The sequence below is a fragment of the Citrobacter sp. XT1-2-2 genome, assembly GCF_023516235.1.
GTDB lineage: Bacteria > Pseudomonadota > Gammaproteobacteria > Enterobacterales > Enterobacteriaceae > Citrobacter > Citrobacter werkmanii.
In genome coordinates, this window is sequence record NZ_CP097324.1 from 4,419,629 (window position 1) to 4,442,041 (window position 22,413).

General features: G+C 53.3%; 21 protein-coding genes. 3 read left to right on the forward strand and 18 right to left on the reverse strand.

Annotated elements, in window-relative coordinates; genetic code table 11:
- Positions 1-14: 14 nt before the first annotated feature.
- The 11 genes from M4I31_RS21020 to pmbA all read right to left on the reverse strand — a co-directional run bounded on the left by M4I31_RS21020 (position 15) and on the right by pmbA (position 9,554).
- Positions 15-1,928: a BglG family transcription antiterminator gene (locus tag M4I31_RS21020; protein WP_085048427.1), complete on the reverse strand. Its 1,914-nt coding sequence runs from the start codon at positions 1,926-1,928 to the stop codon at positions 15-17.
- 21 nt (positions 1,929-1,949) lie between these two features.
- Entirely contained in the window at positions 1,950-2,690 is a 741-nt protein-coding gene (locus M4I31_RS21025) for a KDGP aldolase family protein (protein ID WP_085048428.1), read from the reverse strand.
- Positions 2,687-3,805 carry a DgaE family pyridoxal phosphate-dependent ammonia lyase gene (locus M4I31_RS21030; RefSeq protein ID WP_085048429.1) on the reverse strand — a complete coding sequence of 373 codons (1,119 nt, stop codon included), beginning with the start codon at positions 3,803-3,805 and terminating at the stop codon, positions 2,687-2,689. The genes M4I31_RS21025 and M4I31_RS21030 overlap by 4 nt, the downstream gene beginning before the upstream one ends.
- Positions 3,789-4,922, reverse strand: a complete 1,134-nt coding sequence (locus tag M4I31_RS21035; protein WP_085048430.1) for an amidohydrolase/deacetylase family metallohydrolase — start codon at positions 4,920-4,922, stop codon at positions 3,789-3,791. The genes M4I31_RS21030 and M4I31_RS21035 overlap by 17 nt, the downstream gene beginning before the upstream one ends.
- 58 nt (positions 4,923-4,980) lie before the next feature.
- Positions 4,981-5,625, reverse strand: coding sequence for a DUF4310 family protein (locus tag M4I31_RS21040; RefSeq protein WP_038636652.1), 645 nt, complete (start codon positions 5,623-5,625; stop codon positions 4,981-4,983).
- An 11-nt stretch (positions 5,626-5,636) separates the two neighbouring features.
- Positions 5,637-6,413, reverse strand: coding sequence for a DUF4311 domain-containing protein (locus tag M4I31_RS21045; RefSeq protein ID WP_006686375.1), 777 nt, complete (start codon positions 6,411-6,413; stop codon positions 5,637-5,639).
- 22 nt (positions 6,414-6,435) lie between these two features.
- Positions 6,436-6,735: a DUF4312 family protein gene (locus tag M4I31_RS21050; RefSeq protein WP_085048431.1), complete on the reverse strand. Its 300-nt coding sequence runs from the start codon at positions 6,733-6,735 to the stop codon at positions 6,436-6,438.
- Between the two features lie 2 nt (positions 6,736-6,737).
- Positions 6,738-7,100: an SFCGS family glycine-rich protein gene (locus tag M4I31_RS21055; RefSeq protein WP_038636646.1), complete on the reverse strand. Its 363-nt coding sequence runs from the start codon at positions 7,098-7,100 to the stop codon at positions 6,738-6,740.
- Positions 7,101-7,110: 10 nt separating this feature from the next.
- Complete coding sequence (locus tag M4I31_RS21060) at positions 7,111-7,419, reverse strand: PRD domain-containing protein (protein WP_016151467.1); 309 nt, start codon at positions 7,417-7,419, stop codon at positions 7,111-7,113.
- 309 nt (positions 7,420-7,728) lie between these two features.
- Positions 7,729-8,115, reverse strand: a complete 387-nt coding sequence (gene cybC, locus M4I31_RS21065) for a cytochrome b562 (protein ID WP_038636643.1) — start codon at positions 8,113-8,115, stop codon at positions 7,729-7,731.
- A gap of 86 nt (positions 8,116-8,201) precedes the next feature.
- Complete coding sequence (pmbA, locus tag M4I31_RS21070) at positions 8,202-9,554, reverse strand: metalloprotease PmbA (RefSeq protein ID WP_085048432.1); 1,353 nt, start codon at positions 9,552-9,554, stop codon at positions 8,202-8,204.
- A 95-nt stretch (positions 9,555-9,649) separates the two neighbouring features.
- Here pmbA and yjgA point away from each other — a divergent pair, with 95 nt between their 5' ends.
- Entirely contained in the window at positions 9,650-10,201 is a 552-nt protein-coding gene (gene yjgA / locus M4I31_RS21075; RefSeq protein WP_038636638.1) for a ribosome biogenesis factor YjgA, read from the forward strand.
- Between the two features lie 66 nt (positions 10,202-10,267).
- Here yjgA and iolH read toward each other — a convergent pair whose 3' ends face one another.
- The 5 genes from iolH to iolD all read right to left on the reverse strand — a co-directional run bounded on the left by iolH (position 10,268) and on the right by iolD (position 16,624).
- The gene (gene iolH, locus M4I31_RS21080; RefSeq protein ID WP_085048433.1) at positions 10,268-11,152 is read right to left on the reverse strand and encodes a sugar phosphate isomerase/epimerase IolH; all 885 of its coding nucleotides are present in this window, start codon (positions 11,150-11,152) and stop codon (positions 10,268-10,270) included.
- Between the two features lie 53 nt (positions 11,153-11,205).
- Entirely contained in the window at positions 11,206-12,021 is an 816-nt protein-coding gene (gene iolI2, locus M4I31_RS21085; RefSeq protein WP_085048434.1) for a 2-keto-myo-inositol isomerase IolI2, read from the reverse strand.
- 160 nt (positions 12,022-12,181) lie between these two features.
- Complete coding sequence (locus tag M4I31_RS21090) at positions 12,182-13,408, reverse strand: MFS transporter (RefSeq protein WP_085048435.1); 1,227 nt, start codon at positions 13,406-13,408, stop codon at positions 12,182-12,184.
- Between the two features lie 72 nt (positions 13,409-13,480).
- Positions 13,481-14,503, reverse strand: a complete 1,023-nt coding sequence (gene iolG2 / locus M4I31_RS21095) for a D-chiro-inositol-2-dehydrogenase IolG2 (RefSeq protein WP_085048436.1) — start codon at positions 14,501-14,503, stop codon at positions 13,481-13,483.
- Positions 14,504-14,683: 180 nt separating this feature from the next.
- Positions 14,684-16,624 carry a 3D-(3,5/4)-trihydroxycyclohexane-1,2-dione acylhydrolase (decyclizing) gene (gene iolD / locus M4I31_RS21100; RefSeq protein WP_085048437.1) on the reverse strand — a complete coding sequence of 647 codons (1,941 nt, stop codon included), beginning with the start codon at positions 16,622-16,624 and terminating at the stop codon, positions 14,684-14,686.
- A 418-nt stretch (positions 16,625-17,042) separates the two neighbouring features.
- Here iolD and iolC point away from each other — a divergent pair, with 418 nt between their 5' ends.
- Complete coding sequence (gene iolC / locus M4I31_RS21105) at positions 17,043-18,980, forward strand: 5-dehydro-2-deoxygluconokinase (RefSeq protein ID WP_139815566.1); 1,938 nt, start codon at positions 17,043-17,045, stop codon at positions 18,978-18,980.
- A gap of 60 nt (positions 18,981-19,040) precedes the next feature.
- A complete protein-coding gene (locus M4I31_RS21110; RefSeq protein WP_085048439.1) occupies positions 19,041-20,207 on the forward strand; it encodes an MFS transporter in 1,167 nt (388 codons plus the stop codon).
- Here the strand turns inward: M4I31_RS21110 and iolI1 are convergent.
- Both iolI1 and srfJ read right to left on the reverse strand, forming a co-directional pair.
- Positions 20,204-21,037 carry a 2-keto-myo-inositol isomerase IolI1 gene (gene iolI1 / locus M4I31_RS21115; RefSeq protein ID WP_085048440.1) on the reverse strand — a complete coding sequence of 278 codons (834 nt, stop codon included), beginning with the start codon at positions 21,035-21,037 and terminating at the stop codon, positions 20,204-20,206. The two genes, M4I31_RS21110 and iolI1, sit on opposite strands and share 4 nt — an antisense overlap.
- Positions 21,038-22,381, reverse strand: coding sequence for a lysosomal glucosyl ceramidase-like type III secretion effector SrfJ (gene srfJ / locus M4I31_RS21120; protein ID WP_085048441.1), 1,344 nt, complete (start codon positions 22,379-22,381; stop codon positions 21,038-21,040). It abuts the gene before it with no gap.
- Between the last annotated feature and the right edge of the window lie 32 nt (positions 22,382-22,413).

Genomic DNA, 22,413 nt, shown 5'->3' on the forward strand with positions numbered 1-22,413 from the left:
TAATCGCAGCGTCTTTAAAAGCGACTCACGCACTCCATGGCGACCGTTTTGAACTCGGTGAAATTCCGGCACGCGCAGAGTCGCGTCATGGCCCGCTCGCGCAGGAAAGTGACGAAAATATCATAAATCGCCATTGCTTCTTCATACTCGCTTTTACTGATGGCGAGCAGGAAGATCACGTGCGCCGTTTCATCGCCCCAGGCAATACCCTGCGGGGCGAGAATGGTGTAGACCACCGTTTTCTTTGCCAACAGACCGAGGGAGTGCGGCAGGGCGATGCCGTCACCCAGCATAGTGCTGACGATGGCCTCACGCTCGACCACCGAATCAAGAAACTCCGCATCAACAAAGCCTTCATCCTGCAGCTGACGGCATAGTGTATTGAACAACGTTTGTTGATCCATTGGGCCATCGATAACGCGGAAATGGGCGGCATCGAAAAATTTGTTCAGCATCCACGGACGGGTTCTGTCGACCAGCACCAGTTTGCCAATCTGCTCCAGTTGATAATCGGTAGGGAACGGCGCAATCATCACCACAGGCTTATCTTTTTCTCCGAGCCGCGCGGTCGAAATCACGAAGTCTTCGCTGATGCTTTCCCGCTGTTCGTAGTCGCGCAGCGTCACGGTATCGACGATTTCTATCTGCGGATACTTACGCGCCAACACCGCTTCAATCATCCGTGCCATCGCATTTCCGGCATCGCATACCAGCAGAACTTTCGGTTGCCTTTGATAACCAATGTTGTAACTACGTTCCAGCCCAACGCCGATATGCAGGACAAGGAAACCAATCTCATTTTCACTGATGGTGTAAGGCGTATATTTGCCCCATCCCGAGACGGCGGCCAGCGTCATATCCCATGCCATCGGATAGTGTTGTTTAATATTTTCCAGTAGCGGATTAGGGATCATTATCTGGTAACGCACCCGGGTGATCATCGTTTTAATATGCGTCAGCAGGTCGGCATGTAACTGCTTGTCATTCAACAGGTTGTAGTTGTACTGGCTGTTGATAAACCGCAGGATGTAATTGACCAGCGCTTCATCATCATCCGCATTGATGGCACTGGGAGCGATCTCCTGAACCTGGCGAGCAGCAATATGCACCTGCAGCCAGTTCTCTTCAGAAATGGAGAGCGGTTTATCCGCCAACCGATGCAATACCGCCGCGATTTCCCGTGTGGCCAGGCATACAGATTGCTCGGCTTCTTCTGCGGCAAATTCCGGTAGCGGATACCCTTCGCTAATCCGCCGTACCGCCACCGCGCAGTACAAGCGCAAAAACAGCTCGCCCTCATCGGTCAGGCGGATATGAAAACGGGCGAAAATGTCCTGCAAAACGGGTTGCAGCCGCTCAGGAAGCCCGGCATTCAATGCTTCTTCCGTCACCAATGGGTGCTGCGGATCCTGCTGTGCCAGCATCCACAGCAGATCGGTCAAACAGGCGCGGATCGCCATCTCGCTGCCGAACAGCTTCATGCCGTGTCGCGGGCGCGTTTCCAGCGTCAGATGATAACGTTGCAGATGCTCGCGCACCTCTGCCATATCGTTTTGCAGCGTCGCGCGACTGATAAACCATTCATCAGCCAAATCTTCCAGCTTCAGCGAAAAGGCCGAGGTCAGAAAGCGAACCACCAGCCAGTGAACCCGTTCCTGGCTGGTGCGTGGGATACGCAGCAACGAGTCGGGCTGCTGCGTCTGCAGGGTATGAAAACTTGCCGGATCGTCAATTTTGAGCTGATAACCGTTACCCCGGCTGAGGACAAACTGCGCGCCATACTGGGTGAGCAGCGCGTTTAGCGCGGTGATGTCCGCCCGTACGGTGCGTGTGGAAACCGACAACCGCTGCGCCAGCTCGTCCTGTGGAAGCGCTTCGTTTTGCAACATGCCAAATAGCTGCGCTAAACGTTGGTTGGGGAATCGCACGTCAGTTTCCTCATCTGTCAATTAGCCTACGCAGGCCCGGGTCATCGCCATCAGTTGGCGTACGTCGTCCGGACGGGTGTTACCACTCACCTTATCAATAATCGAACTATAGATGTGAGGAATGATTTTGCTCACACCGACATCGAGGGCGATCTGCAGGATTTCACTGAAATTATCCAGATCGATCCCCCCCGTTGGCTCCAGCCAGAAGTCATGACGCGCGCAGGCCCGGGCGACCGCGATGTACTCGTCACGGCATTGCAGGCCGCCCATTGGGAAGTATTTAATTGAGCTACCGCCCATATCTTTGAGCAGCGCAATGGCGGTTTCTACCGGCACAATGCCGTCCGGCGCTTTGCTGCTTAGCGGACCGGTGGATATCTTTACCAGTCCCGGCGTACCGGTTGGCGAAACCAGACCGTTGACCACCGTGTCCTGCTGGCCCAGCAGCGCGCGACTGGTCGCCACGCCGGTAAAGACCTGATTAACATGCTGTGGCTGCACCTGACGGGAAATTTCACTGACCATCGCCGACTGGTTAGGATCGCCCGCCCCCAGCCCCACGGAGAGCGCATTGTCGATAAGCGCCGCGTATTCACGCATATCCGTTACCGCGCTTGCGACATCCGGGTAATTTTTTGACAGTACGCCAACCAGCACGTGCCCTTCCGCCGCCGCGTAAATCTCCTGGGCGTTTTCTTTGGAGCCTGCCAGTACGTTCAGGCAGACGCGGTCGCGATAAAAATTAGGGATCAGTTTCATGCTTTTTTCTCCTGCGAAATCACTTCACCAATTCGACGGGCCACAATCTCCAGTTGCGCGCGATCAACGCTGCGTACATCGGCTTCGATAATGCCTTCGTTGGCTTTGTAACCGCGGAAGTAAATCGCGTACTCCCCTTGCTTCAGCGCGTCGACCAGTTCGCCCGTGGCGATCCCGGTTACCGCTTCGTCAAACTTAATTTCCGTGCGTGCGATGTCGCGCCCTGCACTGTCCCACACCACGCGGGCGCTTACGCCGTGAAGCTGATTCAAGTCATTAATAAACGGCGTCATTTTCTCGACCATTTCCGCACCGCTCTCTTTCTGCGCGTTGAGGTACAGTTCAATAGCGCAGGTCAGGCCAAGTATTCCCTCTTTACCCACCTTCATTGCCCGGCCAATACCCGCCGTTTGACGTTTTACCCACTCAACGTATTGAGTTTTACCGATCACCAGACCGCTGGTTGGCCCCTCAATCGCCTTCGCGCCGCTGTAGATAACGAGATCTGCGCCCACGCGGTAGTAGCACTGCAAATCTTCTTCCGCCGCCGCGTCCACAATCAGCGGTAGATTATGCGTGCGCGCCACCACCGCAGCCTGCTCCACGCTGAGCATACTTTTCTGTACGCAGTGGTGAGATTTGATATACAGAATGGCCGCGGTGCGCGGTGTGATGGCCGCTGCCAGTTGCGCCGCGGAACATTCATTGGCATAACCGGCTTCTACGACCTTGCCGCCGCCAAGCGCTACCATGGTGCCCACCGGCGCGCCAAAGTTGACGTTGTGGCCTCTGGGCAACACGATTTCGTTGTTGTCGATGGGCGTGACGTGCAGGTTCTCCAGCAACCAGTCGCTGTCTTTAACCAGCACAGCCGCGACCGACTGGGCGATCCCGGCCGAAGCGCAGGAGACAACGGTTGCCCCTTCCACTTCCAGCAATTTCGCGATGTAGTCACCGGTTTTATTCACCAGGTCTTTCATCTCAAAGTATTGGTTCATCCCCGCCATCGCGGCCTCAACCACTTCGGGTCGCGGCGTAGAGACACCGAGCGCCGTCATGCGGCCTGATGTGTTAATCACCTGTTTTAATTTGTATTTCTCAAAAATCGAAGGCATGTTCCGCGCTCCCTTGTTCGGTCATATAGCCCTTACCTGCACGTATTGCGGCAAGCGGCACCAGCAGTTGTTCAGCCTGCAGGCTGTCGTTTTCTGCATCTACCAGCACGGTTGGCTGGCGCTTAAGCGTAAAGAGGGTTAAATCGGCATCCAGACCGACCTGCAGTCGCCCCTTCTGTTTCAGGCGCAGACCATCGGCAGCATGGGCGGTAACGCATTCAATGACCTGCGGAAGCGACATACCAATGGCGAGGAATTTAGACATTACATTCGCCAGGGAATGCACCGGGCCGCTGATACGGTTGCGACAGTAAATATCGGAGCTGATGGTGTGCGGCAAAATACCCAGGCCGATAGCGCGTTTTGCCACCGCAAAGCTCAGGCTGGCGGTGCCATGCCCAACATCCAGACGCACGCCGCGTGAAATCGCCCGCGTCACTGACGCCCGCAACTCACCTTGCGGCGTCAGAATGCGGTTCGGCTTACCGTTGTAGCAGTGGGTAATAATGTCGCCCGCAGTGAGGCGTTCGGCGATCTCATCCAGATCTGGCGGGTTGTTGCCGATGTGCACCATCAGCGGCAGGTCGCCGTTTTGCGCCTGCATCGCTTTGGCGCGATCCAGCGGCGTGATGCCGTTAACCCCTACCACGCTGCTGCTCATGCGCGCCTTCAGGCCGACGATAAAGTCCGGGTGACGTTTCACCGCCAGCCGCACCGCATCGGCGTCAATGTTGGCCATGTCAGCCAGCTCGTTTTGGGCAATAAGCCCAACGCGTGAAACATTCAGCAGCGCATATACTTCGGTGGCCGCGCCACGGGTCAGCGTGTAAAAATCGTCAATATCATCAGCGCCAGTGCTCCCGGCATCCACTACGGTGGTTACGCCAGTGGCAATACCCACGCTGTCCGGTTCGTCGTGGTAAATCGGCGATTTCGGGTAGCAGTGAACGTGAGAATCAATCCAACCCGCGCTAACGTAACATTCGCCGCGCAGGTCAATGGTTTTCAGCGCCGAACCATCAACGTTACCCAACGCCGCGATTTTGCCATCCTGAAGGGCAATATTAGTCAGCGTGTCATCGACCAGACGCGCATGGCGCAGGAGTAAATCAAACATCGTTCTCTCCTTTGCCGGATGGCGGCGTAACCGCCTTATCCGGCCTACAAATCAACAGTTAGCTAATCGCAATCGGGAAGATGGAACCGAGGATCATCGCGCCGAGAATCGCCCCGCCGGTGATCGGTTTTTGCCAGATATAAAACAGCAGCGCACCCAGCAGCGAACCCACGCCAATCGGAATAGAGGCCGTCATCGCGCTGAGGATAATCAAGGGACCGAGGAAGCGACCGGAAGCGTTACCGGCTCCCATCATCACGTCCGCTCCGTAGGTTGAGTCGCTCTGATTGATGGTGAACTTACGCGCCAGAATGATGATGTAGCCAATCGCCAGACCAATCACCAGACCGGTGACCAGCGAGGCAGCGAAGTTGGCGACCGGGAAGATAATTCCCGCGCCCAACAGCAGCGCCGGAACGCCTAACCCGACCCCGGTCTGGATCGCCCCGCCGATATCCAGAATCCCTACCAGCGAACCTTCAATGATGCGGGCAAACAGGAAGCTGGCGCCAAATGCCGCTACCGCCCCGTAGGAGCCGGTGTCCATTCCCGCTTTCAACATCGCCACGAACGCCACTTCGTTGAATGCGCCGATACCGTACAGGTAGTACATGTGCGTTCCGGCAAACACGCCGGATGAGAGCAGGCCAACGAAGATCGGGAACGACCAGTCGGCGAACCAAAAACCTTTATTCTGTTCCATGATGGCCTCCGTTATTTACCGCTGAGCGAGTTATGGATAAGTTCCAACCAGTCAGGCACGGTCAGATGGAAGGATTCGATCATCTTCATGTCGAAGCCGCGGAAGAAGCCGCTCAGGACGAACAGCGCGACGATAGCCACCATCATCACTTTCGTCACATGGTTCCAGCCGCTCTCTTCAACACCTTTGCCGATCAAAATGCCCAGAACCAGACCCGGGACGGCGTTACCCATAATTAACTGCGCCGCGCCGCCAAAAACGGTAGCCCAGAAGCCGGATTTCTTGCCGGCATCAATCGCCGCCAGCCAGAAGATCACTGGCATCACGGTGTTGACCAGCAGGTTTGCCGCGGGCACCAGCACCTTAACGGCAGTAACCTGTAGCGCTTCCGGTACGGATGACGCGGTGAGGTTCAGGAAGGTCACGACAATCATGCCGATAACACCGCAGGCGATCGCCATGCGCTTAGGATCGTGCAGCGTTTCACCAACGTTGCGATTTTTGATCATCAGCGCGGCGGCCCCCCAGTTGGGGATGATGCGATGGTCGACGTCCTGCGTGAACGCCCCTGCGGCAACGGAAGAAGCCCAGGCGTTAAAGAAAAAGCCCAGACCGAATGAGAAGTGAGAAGCCGGATCCCCTTCACAGGAATTCAGTTCTCCCAGAGTACGAAACGCGCCCATCCCTTGAGTGGTCGGCGCATGAAACATGCGTGCAGCCCCAGCGCCGACACCGACGCCAACCAGGCCGCCGATGATGAGCGATTTTATTAATATTATCAGGAACATAATTATGCCTTTTAATAAAAGATCAGCGTTGCGTAACGAAATCCACCTTGTCGAGATTGATGGCAGTCACGTTGACGGTCACGTCCAGCTCCACGCTGAAGGTGCGTCTTTCCCGGCGCAGGAAGAGGAACAAAAACTCCTCTTTGCGCACCGTTTCACGCGCTTGAACAACCTGCACATCCTGTGGCTCAATACGCAGTAAGATATGCGGGGACGCTTTCATCACCGCAGCCTGAACGTGGTTCAGGGCGTCGGCAAAGGCGCGCGCTTTCGCCTCCCCCTTACCCGTGACTCTCACCGTGGTGGTGAATTGCTCTTTCATGCTTAAGCGCCGTATTTCTTTTGCCACGCCTGTACCAGGCGCTCGCCGAGTTCTTCTTTGTCCATAAAACCGAACCCCAACACGTTGCAGCCTTCGTTGATGGCGGTTACCCCTTCATCGACCGAGCGCATGCCATATTTCGCCTTGTAGCCATATTTGGTTTGCGCGGTAATCGCGCCCGCCCCGCCGCTGCCGCAAAACGAGATCCCAAAGGTGGCGTTTTCCGCTTTCATCACATCGCCCAGCTTCATATCTGCCGCGACACCCGGCACCACGACCGCGCGGCCACCCGCTTTCTCAACGCCTGCCGCCACTTTCTGGCCTTTACCCAGGCGATCGCCAATCACTACGGTAATTTGATCCATCTTTTGCTCCTTAAAGGTTGTCTTTCGCGACTTCGAAGTGCACCGACAGCAGCCAGGCCTCTTCCTCAGGAAGATTGCCAAACTCAGCGACCACGTCGCGGGCAAGCGCCATTGATTCGGCAGATATTTCATCAAACAAGCTGGCATCGACTTCTGGTAAGGGTTCACCCGTTACCGAGCGGTGCGCCATGGCGCGAACATGCGACGTCAGCATCTGTTCCTGTACAGCGTTGGGAATAATGTGGCGTTCACGCAGCAAGGCATACACTTGCGCCAGCATGCGGTCGGCCAGTTCAACCGATTCCCCCATGTCATTCATTACAGCTCCGTTATTCACTCGTCTTACCCCACTAATGGCTCTGAGGGTAAATTAGCGGCGGGGGTTAAAAGTTTGTAGCGAGTTGTTTTCCACTTCGAAGTGGAAAGAGGCGCAGCGATAGTGATCTATGCCGCAGAAAAGGCGATATTTGCGCTTTAGTGGCGGGAAACTGTGACGGGCATCGCAAGAGATGAGCAGAAAACAGCCAGTTCGGCGAATGACTTCTCTAACTCTAAAGTTGAAAAAATGTGACGGGGATAGCCTTTGGCGTCTTATCCGGCCTACGATTTGCAGGCCGGATAGAGCAAATTAACGGAACTTCTTGTGGTTTTCGTTGCGTGTTTTTTTCAGGTCTTCCGCAACGGCTTTCGCCTCTTTGACTTTACCTTCGTTCGCCAGCTTCAATGCGCCGTCGATCTGACCGATCAGCGTGTCAAAGCCGTGGCGGAAATCCTTCATCTCCGGGCTGTCCGGGGATTTGTTTTCCAGCTTCGGCGGCGTTCCCTTTTGCGCGTCCAGCGCGGCTGCACGCATTTTGGTTAACGCGTCTTTCAGCTCAGTCGCATTATCCGTTTTTTCGACGATTTTCAGGTTGTCGTTGAGGATCCCCATATCGTCTTCAAGATCGGCTGCAAACGCAGAAGAACCAAGAATCAGCGTTGAAGCTGCGACGATCGCTAACAGGTGTTTACGCATTGCTCACTTCCTTTTTTATTATTCAAAAATAAACAAACGCCAGATGCCCTCAATAATTCACGCCACAGCTTGAAGTATGACGGGTTTTATTGCCCGGCGATCTTCATCTCCGGCAACAGGACTGAACCACACTGAATATTACTGCGCGTTTCAATATCGTTGCCGACGGTGACGATATTACGCCACATCTCTTTTAAGTTACCGGCGATGGTAATTTCACTCACCGGATACTGAATTTCGCCGTTTTCGACCCAGAAGCCCGCCGCGCCGCGCGAGTAATCGCCGGTAATGCCGCTTACGCCCTGCCCCATCAGCTCGGTCACCACCAGGCCCGTGCCCATCTCTTTGAGCATCTGCTCGAAGCTTAGACCTTGTCCAGGAATACGCCAGTTGTGAATCCCGCCCGCATGACCGGTGCTCTTCAGCCCCAGCTTACGGGCAGAGTAGTTGGTCAGCAGCCACTGGGTCAAAATGCCGTCTTTAATAATGTCACGGCGCTCTGTGCGTACGCCTTCGCTGTCAAATGGCGAGGAGGCCAGCCCTTTCAGCAGATGGGGATGCTCTTCAATGGTCAACCATTCCGGCAGAATTTGTTTGCCCAGCGAGTCCAGCAGGAAAGTGGATTTGCGATATACAGAGCCACCAGCAATCGCGCCGACCAGGTGTCCGAACAGTCCGGTCGCCACTTCATTGGCGAAAATAACCGGCGCTTTCATGGTGGAAAGCTTACGCGGAGACAGGCGCGATAAGGTACGGCGCGCACAGTCTGCCCCTACCCATTCCGGCGTTTGCAGATCGCCCATCGCCCGGCCAATGGTGTAAGCGTAATCACGCTCCATATCGCCATTTTCTTCCGCGATCACGCAACTGGAAAGGGAATGACGCGTGGAGCAGTAGCCCTGCAGCATGCCGTGGCTGTTGCCAAACACTTTGATGCCATAGTGGCTGTTAAAGCTGCCGCCTTCGGTATTGGTGATACGCTTATCAGCCTGCAGCGCCGCCTGTTCAGCACGAGCAGCCAGTTCGATAGCTTCGTCAGGGGAAACGTCCGCGGGGTGGAACAGGTCCAAATCGGGCGCATCAAAGGCCAGCAGTTCTTTATCTGCCACGCCCGCGCATGGGTCCGGCGAGGTGTAACGAGCGATGTCCAGCGCGGCCTGCACGGTACGGGCAATCGCCTGCGGGCTTAAATCGGTGGAGGATGCGCTGCCCTTACGGTTCTGGTGATAAACCGTAATCCCCAGCGCACCATCGCTATTGAATTCTACGTTCTCCACTTCACCATAACGGGTGCTGACGCTAATACCCGTGGTCTTGCTAACAGCGACTTCCGCGCCATCCGACTGACCTGACGCTAATTCCAGAGCCGTCGAGACCGCTTCTTCCAGAATCTTACGCTGCGCTTCAACTTGTGAGATTACTTTCATCGCAAATGCCATAATGTAGAGAGAGTTTCTCTGAAGTCTAACAGAGAACCGTTTTTCAGTGCGCATCTTAACTGGTAACATTAGCCTCTTTTTTTAAGGAGCCTGACATGACTAAGCAGCCCGAAGACTGGCTCGACGACGTTCCCGGTGATGACATCGAAGACGAAGACGATGAAATTATCTGGGTCAGTAAAAGTGAAATAAAACGTGACGCCGAGGAGTTAAAACGCCTGGGTGTGGAACTGGTAGAACTGGGGAAAAACGCGCTGGATAAAATCCCGCTCGACGCGGATTTACGTGCCGCCATTGAGCTGGCCCAGCGCATTAAGATGGAAGGTCGCCGCCGCCAGCTGCAGCTGATTGGCAAAATGTTGCGCCAGCGCGATGTTGATCCTATCCGTCAGGCGCTGGACAAGCTGAAAAACCGTCACAACCAGCAGGTTGTTGTCTTCCATAAGCTGGAGCAACTGCGTGACCGTATGGTTGATGGCAGCGATGAAGCCATCGAAGAAGTGATGAACCTGTGGCCTGACGCCGACCGTCAGCAACTGCGTTCTCTGGTGCGTAACGCCAGGAAAGAAAAAGCGGGCAACAAGCCGCCGAAATCAGCGCGTCAGATTTTCCAGTACCTGCGTGAACTGGCAGAAAACGAGGCGTAATTTCAGGGTAATTGCCGCAAATGACCGCGCCAGCCTGTGGCGCGGTACAGGCAAATCCACGCGTTTTTAACGTCCGAGTAGCTCGCGCTCGATCCGCTCGCGCGTTTCCACCGCCTGAACACTCATTTTTTCAGGGTAACCAAACAGCGACGTGGTGATAATTGCCTCACCGCCCACCTTAAACGTGCGGTTTGCAAAATCCATGTTGCGCAGCGTCCGGAATAGCGCTTCAAAATCGACCTCACCTTCTCCCAGCCCGATGTGCTGATGAATCGTCGCATTCACGCCTGGCGGATTCATGATGTAGCGGCAGGGGAGCGTGTGGTTGTGCGTATCTGCCAGCAGAACATGCGAAAGTTCGGCCCCGGCATAGTTCAGCATCCTTGCGACGTCGCCCTGTCCTTTATCGTAAAAAAAGCCATGCGGTGCGCTGTACAGATAGGTCACATTATCACTACGCAAAGACTGCACCATGTCGACCGTCTCATCGTTCAGTTCGCAGAAATCCCAAGGGTGAGACTGAATTTCGATTCGAATTCCCTCTCGTTCCACGATCGGCAGCAGTTCCTCCATGGAGCGATACCACATCTCTTCACAAATCTCCGGCTCATCCGGCGTCCCGGAAAGCTCGGTATTAATCACCTGTACGCCCATATCAACGGCAATCTCAATCATCCGCTTCCAGTTGGTTACCGCGGCGCGCCGACGCTCTTCATCAGGGCCGGACCAACGATAAACCACAATAAATGACGAGATTTCCACACCGTAGTTCTGCAAGGCGCGTTTATATTCCTGCATTGTTTCGCGACCGGCTTTAGGATGTTTATAAAACGGATTAATACGTGGGTGCGGCGACTGCTCAATATATTTATATCCCCACTCGGAAACCTGCCGTACCATTTGTGTAATGGGTAAATGTTTAATAACATCGACATCAAAAGCAATTTTCATTGTAAGTACCACGCTGCGGAAACTGAAAAACGATCACCTGGATATTAGCTGCCTCATTGCAACAGCAATGACACGCTGCGATTAATTTGTTCCTCTATTTCCGCTTCACTCCAGGAAGCCAACTGGGAAGAAAAAGGTTCAAAAGCGTAAATACCGCGATATCCCATATTTTCCAGGCGCTGCACCTGCTGGTAGTTCTGCATCACATCCTTTTCGCTCAGCATAATACGCTGCTCATCAGCCAATGCTTCCGTTGGTCGGGTGTCTTCCACACCGGACAAATGCACCAGACCGATAGCGGAAATATCAATGTGTGACGCAAACTCTTTTTCGGCCTCTTCGTATAGATGATGATGGAAGGTATCCAGCAAAACCTTAAAGGGGGAATCTGCTTCCCGGATCAGTTGCTGAGCCTCGACGGCAGAACGCAGCGAACTTACGCGGAACCCCAAAGGTTCAACCAGCCCCTGAATATCATACCGAGCAAAGAGATCGCTCAGTCGTTTTATTGCCTCAACCGTAACTTCCGGCGGCACAATCGTTCCGTCATTCAGCGGACAAAGCACTAATGCCCGCGCGCCAACTCCCTGCGCGTCTCGTAATAATTCTTCCGTTTTTCTTACTACCTCATCGGTCAGTTGGTTGAAGGGATAGACTGCATTAATTGTGACAATTTCAAGTCCATACTTTTCCGCCAGGTTACGTACCTGATTATAATTCAAGTCATCAGTAACGCTGCCGCCCGGCATATCATTACGCAATTCCACTTTATTAAATTCAAGATGTTTAACCAGTCGAAAGAATGCTTCGATGCTTAGACCCGGTGCAATTTTCCGGTTAATACAAAACCGTGTTTTTTCGATATTCATTATTTTCTCCCTGAACGCATATGAGTGGGTAAATAATCGTAATTCGTTAGTACAATTTAACGTAGGGTGAAAAAACCGGCTTTATCAATCTTGATAAAAACCGGTTTAATTTAGTGATAAACATCACAGGTTATAAGGGATTTTTGAAGAATATTTGAAACTATTTCTCGCCAGGCACTTTAAGAAATTGCACCAGAATGCCGCTGAATAAATAGAGCCCCGCCATGGTATACATCACCACGCCGGTGCCGAACCCTGCCAGGACGGAGACCAGAGCGGGCCCAACGAAATTCCCCAGGCCGGAACCAAAGTTCACGGCCGAGTTCGCCGCCCCCTTCTTATCCGGCGCCATCATCGGCACCAGCGGCGTCATCGGCACAAAGCCAGCCAGCCCTGCCCCCCACAAACACATTGCCAGCATAAAGGCGACATAGTTATGGCCCCATATCATCGGTACCCAGTAAACAATCAGCGTAGCGACACCGGTCAGGATGCTGCCAAAAATCTGGATGGTTCGGCGAAAACCAATTTTATCGCCCATCCAGCCAAAGATAATGTTGAAGACCTGGTTAGAGATAAAGGTAATCCCCCAAATGCTCGCCCACTCCTCCAGCGTAAAATGCTTATCCAGCAGGAAAAGAGGTAATACGACAACAAATCCATAGGTGCCAAGACCGTTAATAGTTTTGACTATCACCGCCAGGCCGATCCGTGGCCGTTCATACATAATGGAGATACCCGCAGATAACTCTTTGAAGACCGGCGTCGTTCGCGGCTTCAGAATAAATTCATTGCGTTCCAGCACCAGCATGAAGAGAACCCCCAGCAGCGCAACGCCCATCCCGGCCCACATCACGTTGATGTGCCCCAGCGCAGGAATTAACGACGCCGCCACCACTGGCCCAATGATAGTAAAACCTAGGTTATAGACCACCCAAAACAGCGAGGTGCCGATCCCTTGCTGGTGATTATCCAACTGGATGGTCAGGCGTACCAGGAAGGAGTAACAGACCAGCGGATACCCCACGCCACGCAGCATGTAGGTGACGAGAATCGCGCTAAAATCATGGCTGGGTAGCGCAAAGTTCAGAAACGCGACGGAAGCCAGCAAATAGACGATAAAACCGGTAACCATCACCTTTTTAGGACCAAAAACGTCCACACAGACACCGGATAGCCAGGAGGTGATCGCGACCACAATCCCATATCCGGCAAAAATCTGCCCTATATGAGACTGATCAAATCCCTGCGTATTTAACCAGGCAGATAACCAGCTGTTCTCGATACAGCCGCCCAACATAAATAAAAATGTTCCCAGGTAACTCCAGATAAACTTACCTGGTTTTATATAAAATGTCTGGGGCAGCGTTGCCTGCATTTCTTTCATTTTATTACCCTCGGTATAGAAAAGCTCTCACACTTTTCAGTGCGAGAGTTTATTCATTATTAACAGATGCAGTTAAAGATAAATATCGCTTGCTATTTTCACCGGTAGTCCACTTTTTAATGATTGCTGCGCGGCAATAGCGATACGCTGGGCCAATAATGCGTCTTCGCCGGTACAGACAACTGGCGTATGATGCAGGACTGAATCTATAAAGTGTAATATTTCCGTTCGGTAAGCCTCGCGATAACGGACAGTGAAATCAGGAAGGGGATTTTTCATTACGCAGTGCTGGCTGTTGAAAACTTTCACCGTCGACTCACTAACGTTATCCGCATACGCCATCCCTTCTGAGCCAAAAACCTCCACCCGTTGGTCATAGCCATATACCGCCCGACGGCTGTTATCAATGAGTGCGTAGCCGCCGTTTCTGAAAGTCAACATCACCGCAAGAGTATCAACGTCATCAATATTTTTCAGGCTGGGATCAATCAGCGTATTGCCCTTAACGTAGACTTCGCTGACTTCATCCTGCATCATAAAACGTGCCATATCAAAGTCATGCATAGTGAAGTCAAAAATCAGACCGCCAATACGTTTGATCAGATCATGGGGCAGCAGGTCTGGATCGCGGGAGGTAATTTTTATCATCTGGGGCCGACCAATCTTGCCGCTGCGCACCAGCTCAAAGACCTCGTGAAACTGAGGATCAAAACGGCGGTTAAAGGCAACCTGCAAAGTCACCCCCTTCTCTTTCACTTTTCTCAGCACCGCCATTGAGGCCTGCTCATCTTCATTCATACTGAGCGGTTTTTCACAAAAAATGTGCTTCCCCGCCTGCGCTGCCGCCATGACAATCTCTTCGTGCATGTCTGTTGAGGTGAAAATAAAAACTGCCTCTATATCATCACGCTGTAAAAGTTCATGATAATTTTTATACCCTGAAGTTATATTTACCGAACAAAGCCAATCGCTCATCTCCTCAATAAAATAATCGGCGGCGCAGATAATATCTAATTGAGGCAGCAAATACATATTCTCAACATGCATTTTACCTACCCGGCCGAGGCCAATAACACCACATCGAAGCTTTTTCATTCATACCTCTTAATATCATGAATAGTAAATTTTAAACCGCAAAAGAAAAGCATTCGTAATTCTGAGAAAAACGGATCGTTTTATTTTGCCGTTCTGAAAAGCAAACAATGCGTGGACACTGCATCGTTCAGGTTGCAGAAAAATAACCACACTTCAGCAACCTGAACGACGGCAAGTCAATCAGTACTGCCGAGCCTGTCCAATATGTTCCTCAAGCATACGCGCCACCGCCTGGATGCGTTCGCTACGGGATACCCGCGCCCCGCCAACGCGCCACCAGCTCAGGTATTTATGCACCATCGTTTTGGGAAGCACTTTTATGTCTATTAGCGTGCTCACGGTCTGTTTGCGTGCATCTTCCAATGCTTCATGCAGTTGTCCAATGGTAGTGACGCGATAGCTTTTACAGCCATACCCTTCAGCGATGCGAGCGAAATCGACTGGGATAAACCCGCCTTCCTGACGACCACTCTCCTGTTGATGGAAACGAAACTCGGTAAAGTAACTGTCCATACCGTGTTCCATTTGCAGATTATTGATACAGCCGTTGGTCATGTTATCGAGCAAAATGACGGTGATCTTTTTCCCCATCTGGACGGAAGTGACCAACTCAGAGTGCAGCATCATGAACGAGCCGTCACCCACGAAGCTGTACACCTCGCGCTCTGGCTGCGCCAGCTTGGCCCCCAATGCGGCGTTGACCTCGTAGCCCATACAGGAGTAGCCGTACTCGACGTGGTAATCATTCTCGCCGCGGCTTTGCCAGACGCGCTGGAGGTCGCCCGGTAGGCTGCCCGCCGCCGCCACCACTAACGCGTTTTCCGGCAGCATCCGGTTAAGCACACCCAGCACACGCGTCTGGGTCAGCCACGACCGCGTAATCGCATTAAACTCTTCAAACACCTTTTGAGTATCCATATGATCCTCAATTTCAGGTTTAAAGCCCTCTCTGCAATATTCCACAGCATAGACGCGCTCAACTTCCGCTATATATTGCGAGCGGACGCGGTGAATAGTCTCACCCCATTGCGAAGCATAATGCTCATGGGCCAGCCGTTCGCTAAGCTGCGTCAGGGCGACGCGAGCATCAGCCTGCATCTGTATGCCATCCAGCTTGAAGACATCGAAACGGCTGACGTTGATATTCAAGTAGCGCACGTCGGGATTCTGAAAGATCCACTTTGAGGAGGTGGTGAAATCGGTATAACGCGTCCCCACACCGATAATCAGATCGGCCTCCTGCGCCAGCAAATTCGCCGCCAGTGAACCGGTTTCGCCAATCCCACCGACGATCAGCGGATGTGCAGAACTGAGCGCTCCCTTGCCAGCCTGGGTTTCAGCAATCGGCAGATGACAGCGTTCGGCAAATCTCAGCAGCGCCTCTTCAGCCTGCGAATACTTCACGCCCCCGCCGCAAACGATCAGCGGCCGCTGGTGGCGGCAAATCAGCGTAACCGCCTCGTTCAGCATCGGCTCCGTCGGCGCGTGACGCTCAAGACGATAGACCCGGCGAGCGAAAAAATAATCCGGATAATCCCAAGCTTCGCCCTGCACATCCTGTGGCAGGCAAAGCGTCACGGCCCCCGTATCCGCCGGATCGGTTAACACCCGCATCGCGCTGATACAGGCGCTCATTAGCTGTTCCGGACGCGTAATGCGATCCCAGTAGCGGCTAACTGCACGGAAAGCGTCATTGGTGCTCAGCGTCAGATCGTGTTCTTGTTCAACCTGTTGCAAAACCGGGTCGGGTTGACGCGATGCGTACACATCGCCCGGCAGCAAAAGCAGTGGAATACGGTTAGCCGTCGCGGTCGCCGCTGCGGTGATCATATTGGCGGCCCCCGGCCCCACTGAGGAGGTGCAGGCATAAATTTGATGGCGACGCATCTGGCGGGCAAATCCCGTCGCGATATGCGCCATTCCCTGTTCGTTACGTCCTTGATGAACGCTAAGTTGGCCACAGTCCTCTTCCAGCGCTTGTCCCAATCCGACGACGTTCCCGTGGCCAAAAATGGCGAAAATCCCTTTTACAAATTTGATTTCGCTGCCGTCTACGTCGATGTACTGATTATCAAGAAAGCGCACCAAAGCCTGCGCCATGGTCAACCTGATTGTTTTCATGTACCCCACCTGCTTTTATCAACCGTTCGGCTGTCGTTGCCTACTTATGCATCGCTTCAGCCCCAAAAACAAAGAGACTTATCATAGGATCAAAATTTCCGTCTTCATGATTATATGGAATTTATATTTCATTTATGGGAAGGAGATCAAAAAACGGTTAAAAAATTTCGCCATTTAGTCGTATTTTTCATGAAAATGAAATTTATCTTCCATAGAGTTACAAAAGCATTAAAATCAATATTAATCAATAAATTAGAAGAAAAAACACAATAAAAATTGATTCATACACGCCACCCAAAAATGCCGTTTCTGTGATCTTGTTCAAACAAAAAATAAAAACGTTAGTTCCATTTTTATTGAAAATGAAATCATCAAACCTTAGTATGAGCAAAAATAACGCCGTCTTCTGTTAGGGGATATGTCAATGAATAAAGCAGTCAGTAGTGAGCAAAAGCCGCTGGACGTTATCTGTCTGGGGCGAGTTGCCGTTGATTTGTATGGTCAACAAATCGGATCACGGCTGGAGGATATGACGACTTTCGCTAAATATTTAGGAGGATCGTCAGGCAATGTTGCCTACGGCACGGCCATTCAGGGATTACGTTCCGCTATGCTGGCCCGCGTCGGCGATGAACATATGGGACGTTTCGTACGTGAAGAATTAAACCGCGTTGGTGTGGATACGCAGTGCCTTCTATCGGATCGCGATCGTCTGACCGCGCTGGTAATCCTCGGCATTAAAGATCAGGACACCTTTCCGCTGATCTTCTACCGCGATAACTGCGCGGACATGGCGCTAACACCCGAGGATATCCGCGAAGATTACATCGCCTCTTCACGCGCATTAGCCGTCACCGGCACCCATCTTTCCCACCCCAATACGCGCGCCGCCGTTCTTAAAGCTCTGGAGTATGCGCAAAAACACGGCCTGCGGCGGGCGTTGGATATCGACTATCGTCCCGTGCTGTGGGGCCTGACGTCGCTAGGAGACGGTGAAACGCGTTTCATTGCCTCACCACAGGTTACCGAACAGCTCCAGCAGGTATTGCGCCATTTCGATCTGATCGTTGGGACCGAAGAAGAATTCCATATCGCCGGCGGCAGTACCGACACGCTGACCGCCCTACGGCGCGTCCGGCAGTTGACCCCGGCGGTACTTGTGTGCAAACGCGGCGCGCTGGGCTGCTCAGTATTTGAAGGCAACATCGCCGATGACTGGTCGCAGGTGAAGATACATAGCGGCGTACGCGTAGACGTTCTGAACGTGCTGGGCGCAGGCGATGCATTTATGTCAGGTTTGCTGCGGGGATACCTGAACGATGAAAGCTGGGAGCAGGCTTGCCGCTATGCAAACGCCTGCGGCGCGTTAGTAGTATCGCGCCACGGTTGTGCCCCAGCAATGCCAACCAAAAAAGAGCTGGACGACTACCTCGCGCGTGAACAATCCATCGCCCGGCCAGACAAAGACCAGCGACTGAATCATCTTCATCGGGTTACAACCCGTAAACAGCACTGGCCGGAGCTGTGCGTATTCGCCTTTGACCATCGCAAGCAACTGGTGGATATCGCAAATGAAGTCGGCGCAAGTGAATCTGCGCTCCCCGCCCTGAAGATGCTACTGCTGGAAGGGGCGCGGCAGGCGGCGCTTGAGGCAGGTTTACAGAATAATAGCGGCATTCTTGCCGATACCACCTTTGGTCAGCAGGCGCTTAACGACGTGACCGGCCAGGGATGGTGGATTGGCCGACCGGTTGAGATGCCCGGTTCGTATCCGCTGAAGCTGGAACATGGCGATATTGGCTCTCAGCTTGTCAGTTGGCCGCAAGAGCACGTCGTGAAATGCCTGGTTTTCTATCATCCACAGGACGCAGAGTCGGTACGTCTTGCGCAAGAGACGCTCATTGACGAGGTTTACCGCGCCTGCTGTCAGTCTGGTCACGATCTGCTGCTGGAAGTCATCTTGCCGCGCGATGCAGCAGACCAGAATGAGCAATACTATCCTCAGATTGTGGAACGTTTTTATCAACTAGGGATCCAGCCGGACTGGTGGAAACTGCCGCCGTTAAGCCCCGCTCGTTGGCGAGAAATCAGCCAGCACATTGAGCATTATGACCCCGAATGTCGCGGTATATTGATACTTGGTCTGGACGCACCGGAAAGCGAGCTGAAGTCAGGATTCGCCGCAGCGGCGGATATGCCTTGGGTGAAAGGTTTCGCCGTCGGCCGGACCATCTTTGCTGAACCGTCACGTCAGTGGTTAGGCGGCCAGCTTAACGATGAACAACTCATCGCAACGGTGAAACAAAAATACCGCACGCTTATCGACTACTGGCGCGAATACCGCCCGGCACGTTAATTCCTGCCCCATCACGCCCCGTGTCTACATCAAGCGCGGGGCGTGTTCAAGGACGATCCCATGCCAGCTCTCACTCAACATTCCACATCAACCGCGCTGTTTCGCATCAGCGCCGCGATGTTCCTCAACTATCTGACTATTGGCATCCCGCTGATTATGCTGCCGCTGTACGTTCAGCAGGAGTTACATCTGAGCGATCTGTTGATCGGTATCGCGGTAGGTAGCCAGTTTATCGCCACCTTGCTTACCCGGGGCGCCGCGGGTCGAAAAGCCGACACGTCAGGCGGACGTCGGACGGTTATCACCGGTCTGTTCTACTGCGCCGCATCGGGTCTGCTGATGCTGGTCAGTCTGATCGCTCACCCGGTTCCGCTACTCGCATGGGCCATACTGATTGTTGGTCGTGTATTGCTGGGCGTCGGTGAAAGTTTCATTTTGACCGGTAATTTAACCTGGGGGATGTGGCTGGCGGGCTCGACTCACGCGGGTCAGGTTATTTCATGGAACGGCATGGCGACCTACGGTGCGCTGGCTATCGGTGCACCGCTGGGGCTGTCGCTTTACGCCAGGAGTGGTCTGGCGCTTCCGGCAGTCCTTGTTGTGCTGTTGCCGATCATCGCCAGCGGAGTCATCTATGGCATTCCGGGGAATATCCCAACAGCCCGTCCCCGCGTTCCGGTGTTACGGGTAATTGGCCTGGTGTGGCGACCAGGAACAGGGCTTGTGCTCCAGGGCATTGGTTTTGCCACCCTCAGCGTGTTTACCGCACTCTGGTTCAACGAGCGTCACTGGGATAACACCGGTTTTGCGATGACGCTGTTTGGCATTGCGTTTATCGCTATCCGCTTTTTCTGCGGCAAATTTCCCGACCGTTACGGCGGTGCCACGGTCGCAACCTTTTCATTACTGGTAGAGGGGACCGGACTGGCAGTCATGTGGGCAGCTCCGTCAGCAGGCGCTGCACTGATTGGCGCGGCAATTACCGGCTGCGGCTGTTCGCTGATGTTCCCGTCGCTGGGCGTAGAGGTTGTGCGCAGAGTGCCACCGGAGATTCGTGGTACAGCCCTCGGCGTCTGGTCAGCATTTCAGGATCTGGCCTACGGATTTACCGGACCAATAGCAGGCCTGCTGACGCCGTTCATCGGCTATCAGCAGGTCTTTCTTCTGGCCGCGGCCTTTGCGCTGCTGGGCGCGGCGGTTGTCCATCTCCTGCTGCGGCAACATTAAGCCGTTAAGAAGGGGCGAGTCTTTTCCGCCCCTATCGCAAAGACTTCGCTGGCCGCCATCTGCCAGTAGCCTGGGTTAAACAGTTCCAGCGAACAGATCCCCTCATAGCCCTTTTGCACTAGCTCACGCGTGATCTCATGCAGTGGGACCCCTCCGTTGCCAGGAAACAGACGATGGCAATGATCCAGTGTTGCCGGCGGCAGATTATCGGCGTCATCAATGTGGTAAACGAAGATCTTTTCCACAGGGATCTGGCGAAGCGTGGTCAGATCCCGCCATTGATCGTGCAGGTAAAGATTAAAGGCATCGACGACCAGCCCGACGTTACTGCGATCAACCGCATCTACTATCTCCATCGCCATGGCAAGACTGCGCACACAGCATCCTGCGGAACCTATCGGCTCAAAGGCCAGCCGCATCTGACTTTCTTCCGCCACTGCCGCCATCTCGCGTAGACGCTTCACTGAATCTTTCACCGTTTCCCCTGGCGGAAAATTCCCCCCCTGACGAATGGTGGGCACCACGACCAGACAATCACCACCCACCACCGAGCCAGCATGACAGGCGAAAGCCAACTGCCGCCGTTTCTCCGCCCAGCTTTCGCCATCACAAAACGTAATGTCTTCCAGCGAATTGTAGCCCCAGGGCTTAAGGTGACCGGCGGCAAAAATGTCTGCCAGCTCACCTAACGTATGTTCCTGCAACCACTCCTGCAACATATCCAGACGGATTTCGATGTAATCATAGCCAAAACGTTCCGCCAATACGACATCCTGTGCCAGCGTGGAGTTGCGCATACAGGTCGCTTCATTAAATCCCAGCTTCATCATTCAGATCGACTCCTGCCGCCATAGCAATGTACTGGCGCCTGACGGCGGCAGCGTTAATGCAATCTCTTTATCGCCATCCAGCACCCGGCAACACCTTTCCTGCACATCACGGTTATACACCACCAGCACACGCTCGCCGTCGGGATTCACAAATCCCACCTCTTCCAGAAGATTATCGTAACTTGAAGAAAGCATGACCTTCGCCCCCGGACGCACATAGCGGCAGAAGTGGCCAATACCATACCAGGAGTGATTACGCAGCAACACATCGTTTTGCTCATCGTATTGAATGGGCGCTTCACACAGATTACCCTGGTGATTCGGTCCACCCTCACTGTTCAGCAGTAGATTCCAGTCGATAAACCCACTACAACCAGATTTGAAATTACCAATTATATCATGGAGATAGATATGCCAATGGCGAATCTGGCTACCATCATCGCTCTCCATTGGCACACAGCCTTCGGAAAACAGTAGTTTTTTATCCGGCAGGCACTGGGCCAGATACTGTATTTGCGAAAAATGGTCGCCGGTATACCAGTGGAATGCCAGCCCGTTAATTCCCTTATAATTATTTTCGTCAGCAAAGGCGCGTTCAGCCCAGTCCACCAGGCCATCTTTATCGTGATCCCAGATATAGATCTCCATCTCATCCATACCCTGCTGGGCAAGGCGCGGGCGCAGATACTGCACGGCAAAGGCTGTCTCCTCTTCTACGCTATACAGGCAGGAGTCCCAGGTTTTTACCGCCACTGGCTCATTCTGCACGGAGAGCGCCTGCACATTAATGCCGTGGCGGCGGTATTCCAGCAAGTAGTTGATAATGATATCGGCCCAGTCGGCGTAGCATTCGCGCCGCAGCTTGCCGCCGCCGTTCATATCGTTATTAGTTTTCATAAACGCCGGCGGGCTCCACGGCGAAGCCATCAGCTTCATTTGTGGATTGAACCGCAACGCCCCAGAAATCAGCGGCATTAAATGCGCTTCATCGCGGGAAAAGGAGAGTCGTCCCTGCCGCAGGTCAGCACTGGAATCGACATACGCGTAATTGCCCAGGGAAAAATCACAGCTCTGAATTGGCATCCGTGCCAGAGTGTAATTATGTTCCTGAGCAGAAAAATAAAGGGAAAGAAATTGCGCCTTCGTCTTTTCGCTCATGCTGTTGAATACCACGCCCGCACCTTCGGTAAAGCTGCCGCCGAATCCGTCAATCTGCTGTAACGTGTGGCGCGGTAAGACGCTGATTAATCCACTACAATCACGCTGACGATGCGAAAAAGAGACCGCGCGCTCAACAAGGAATTGCTGACGATACGGATCGGAAGAGATGAGTCTGCCTTTCATAGGGGAGTTCCGGATAAAAGAAGATAATAAAT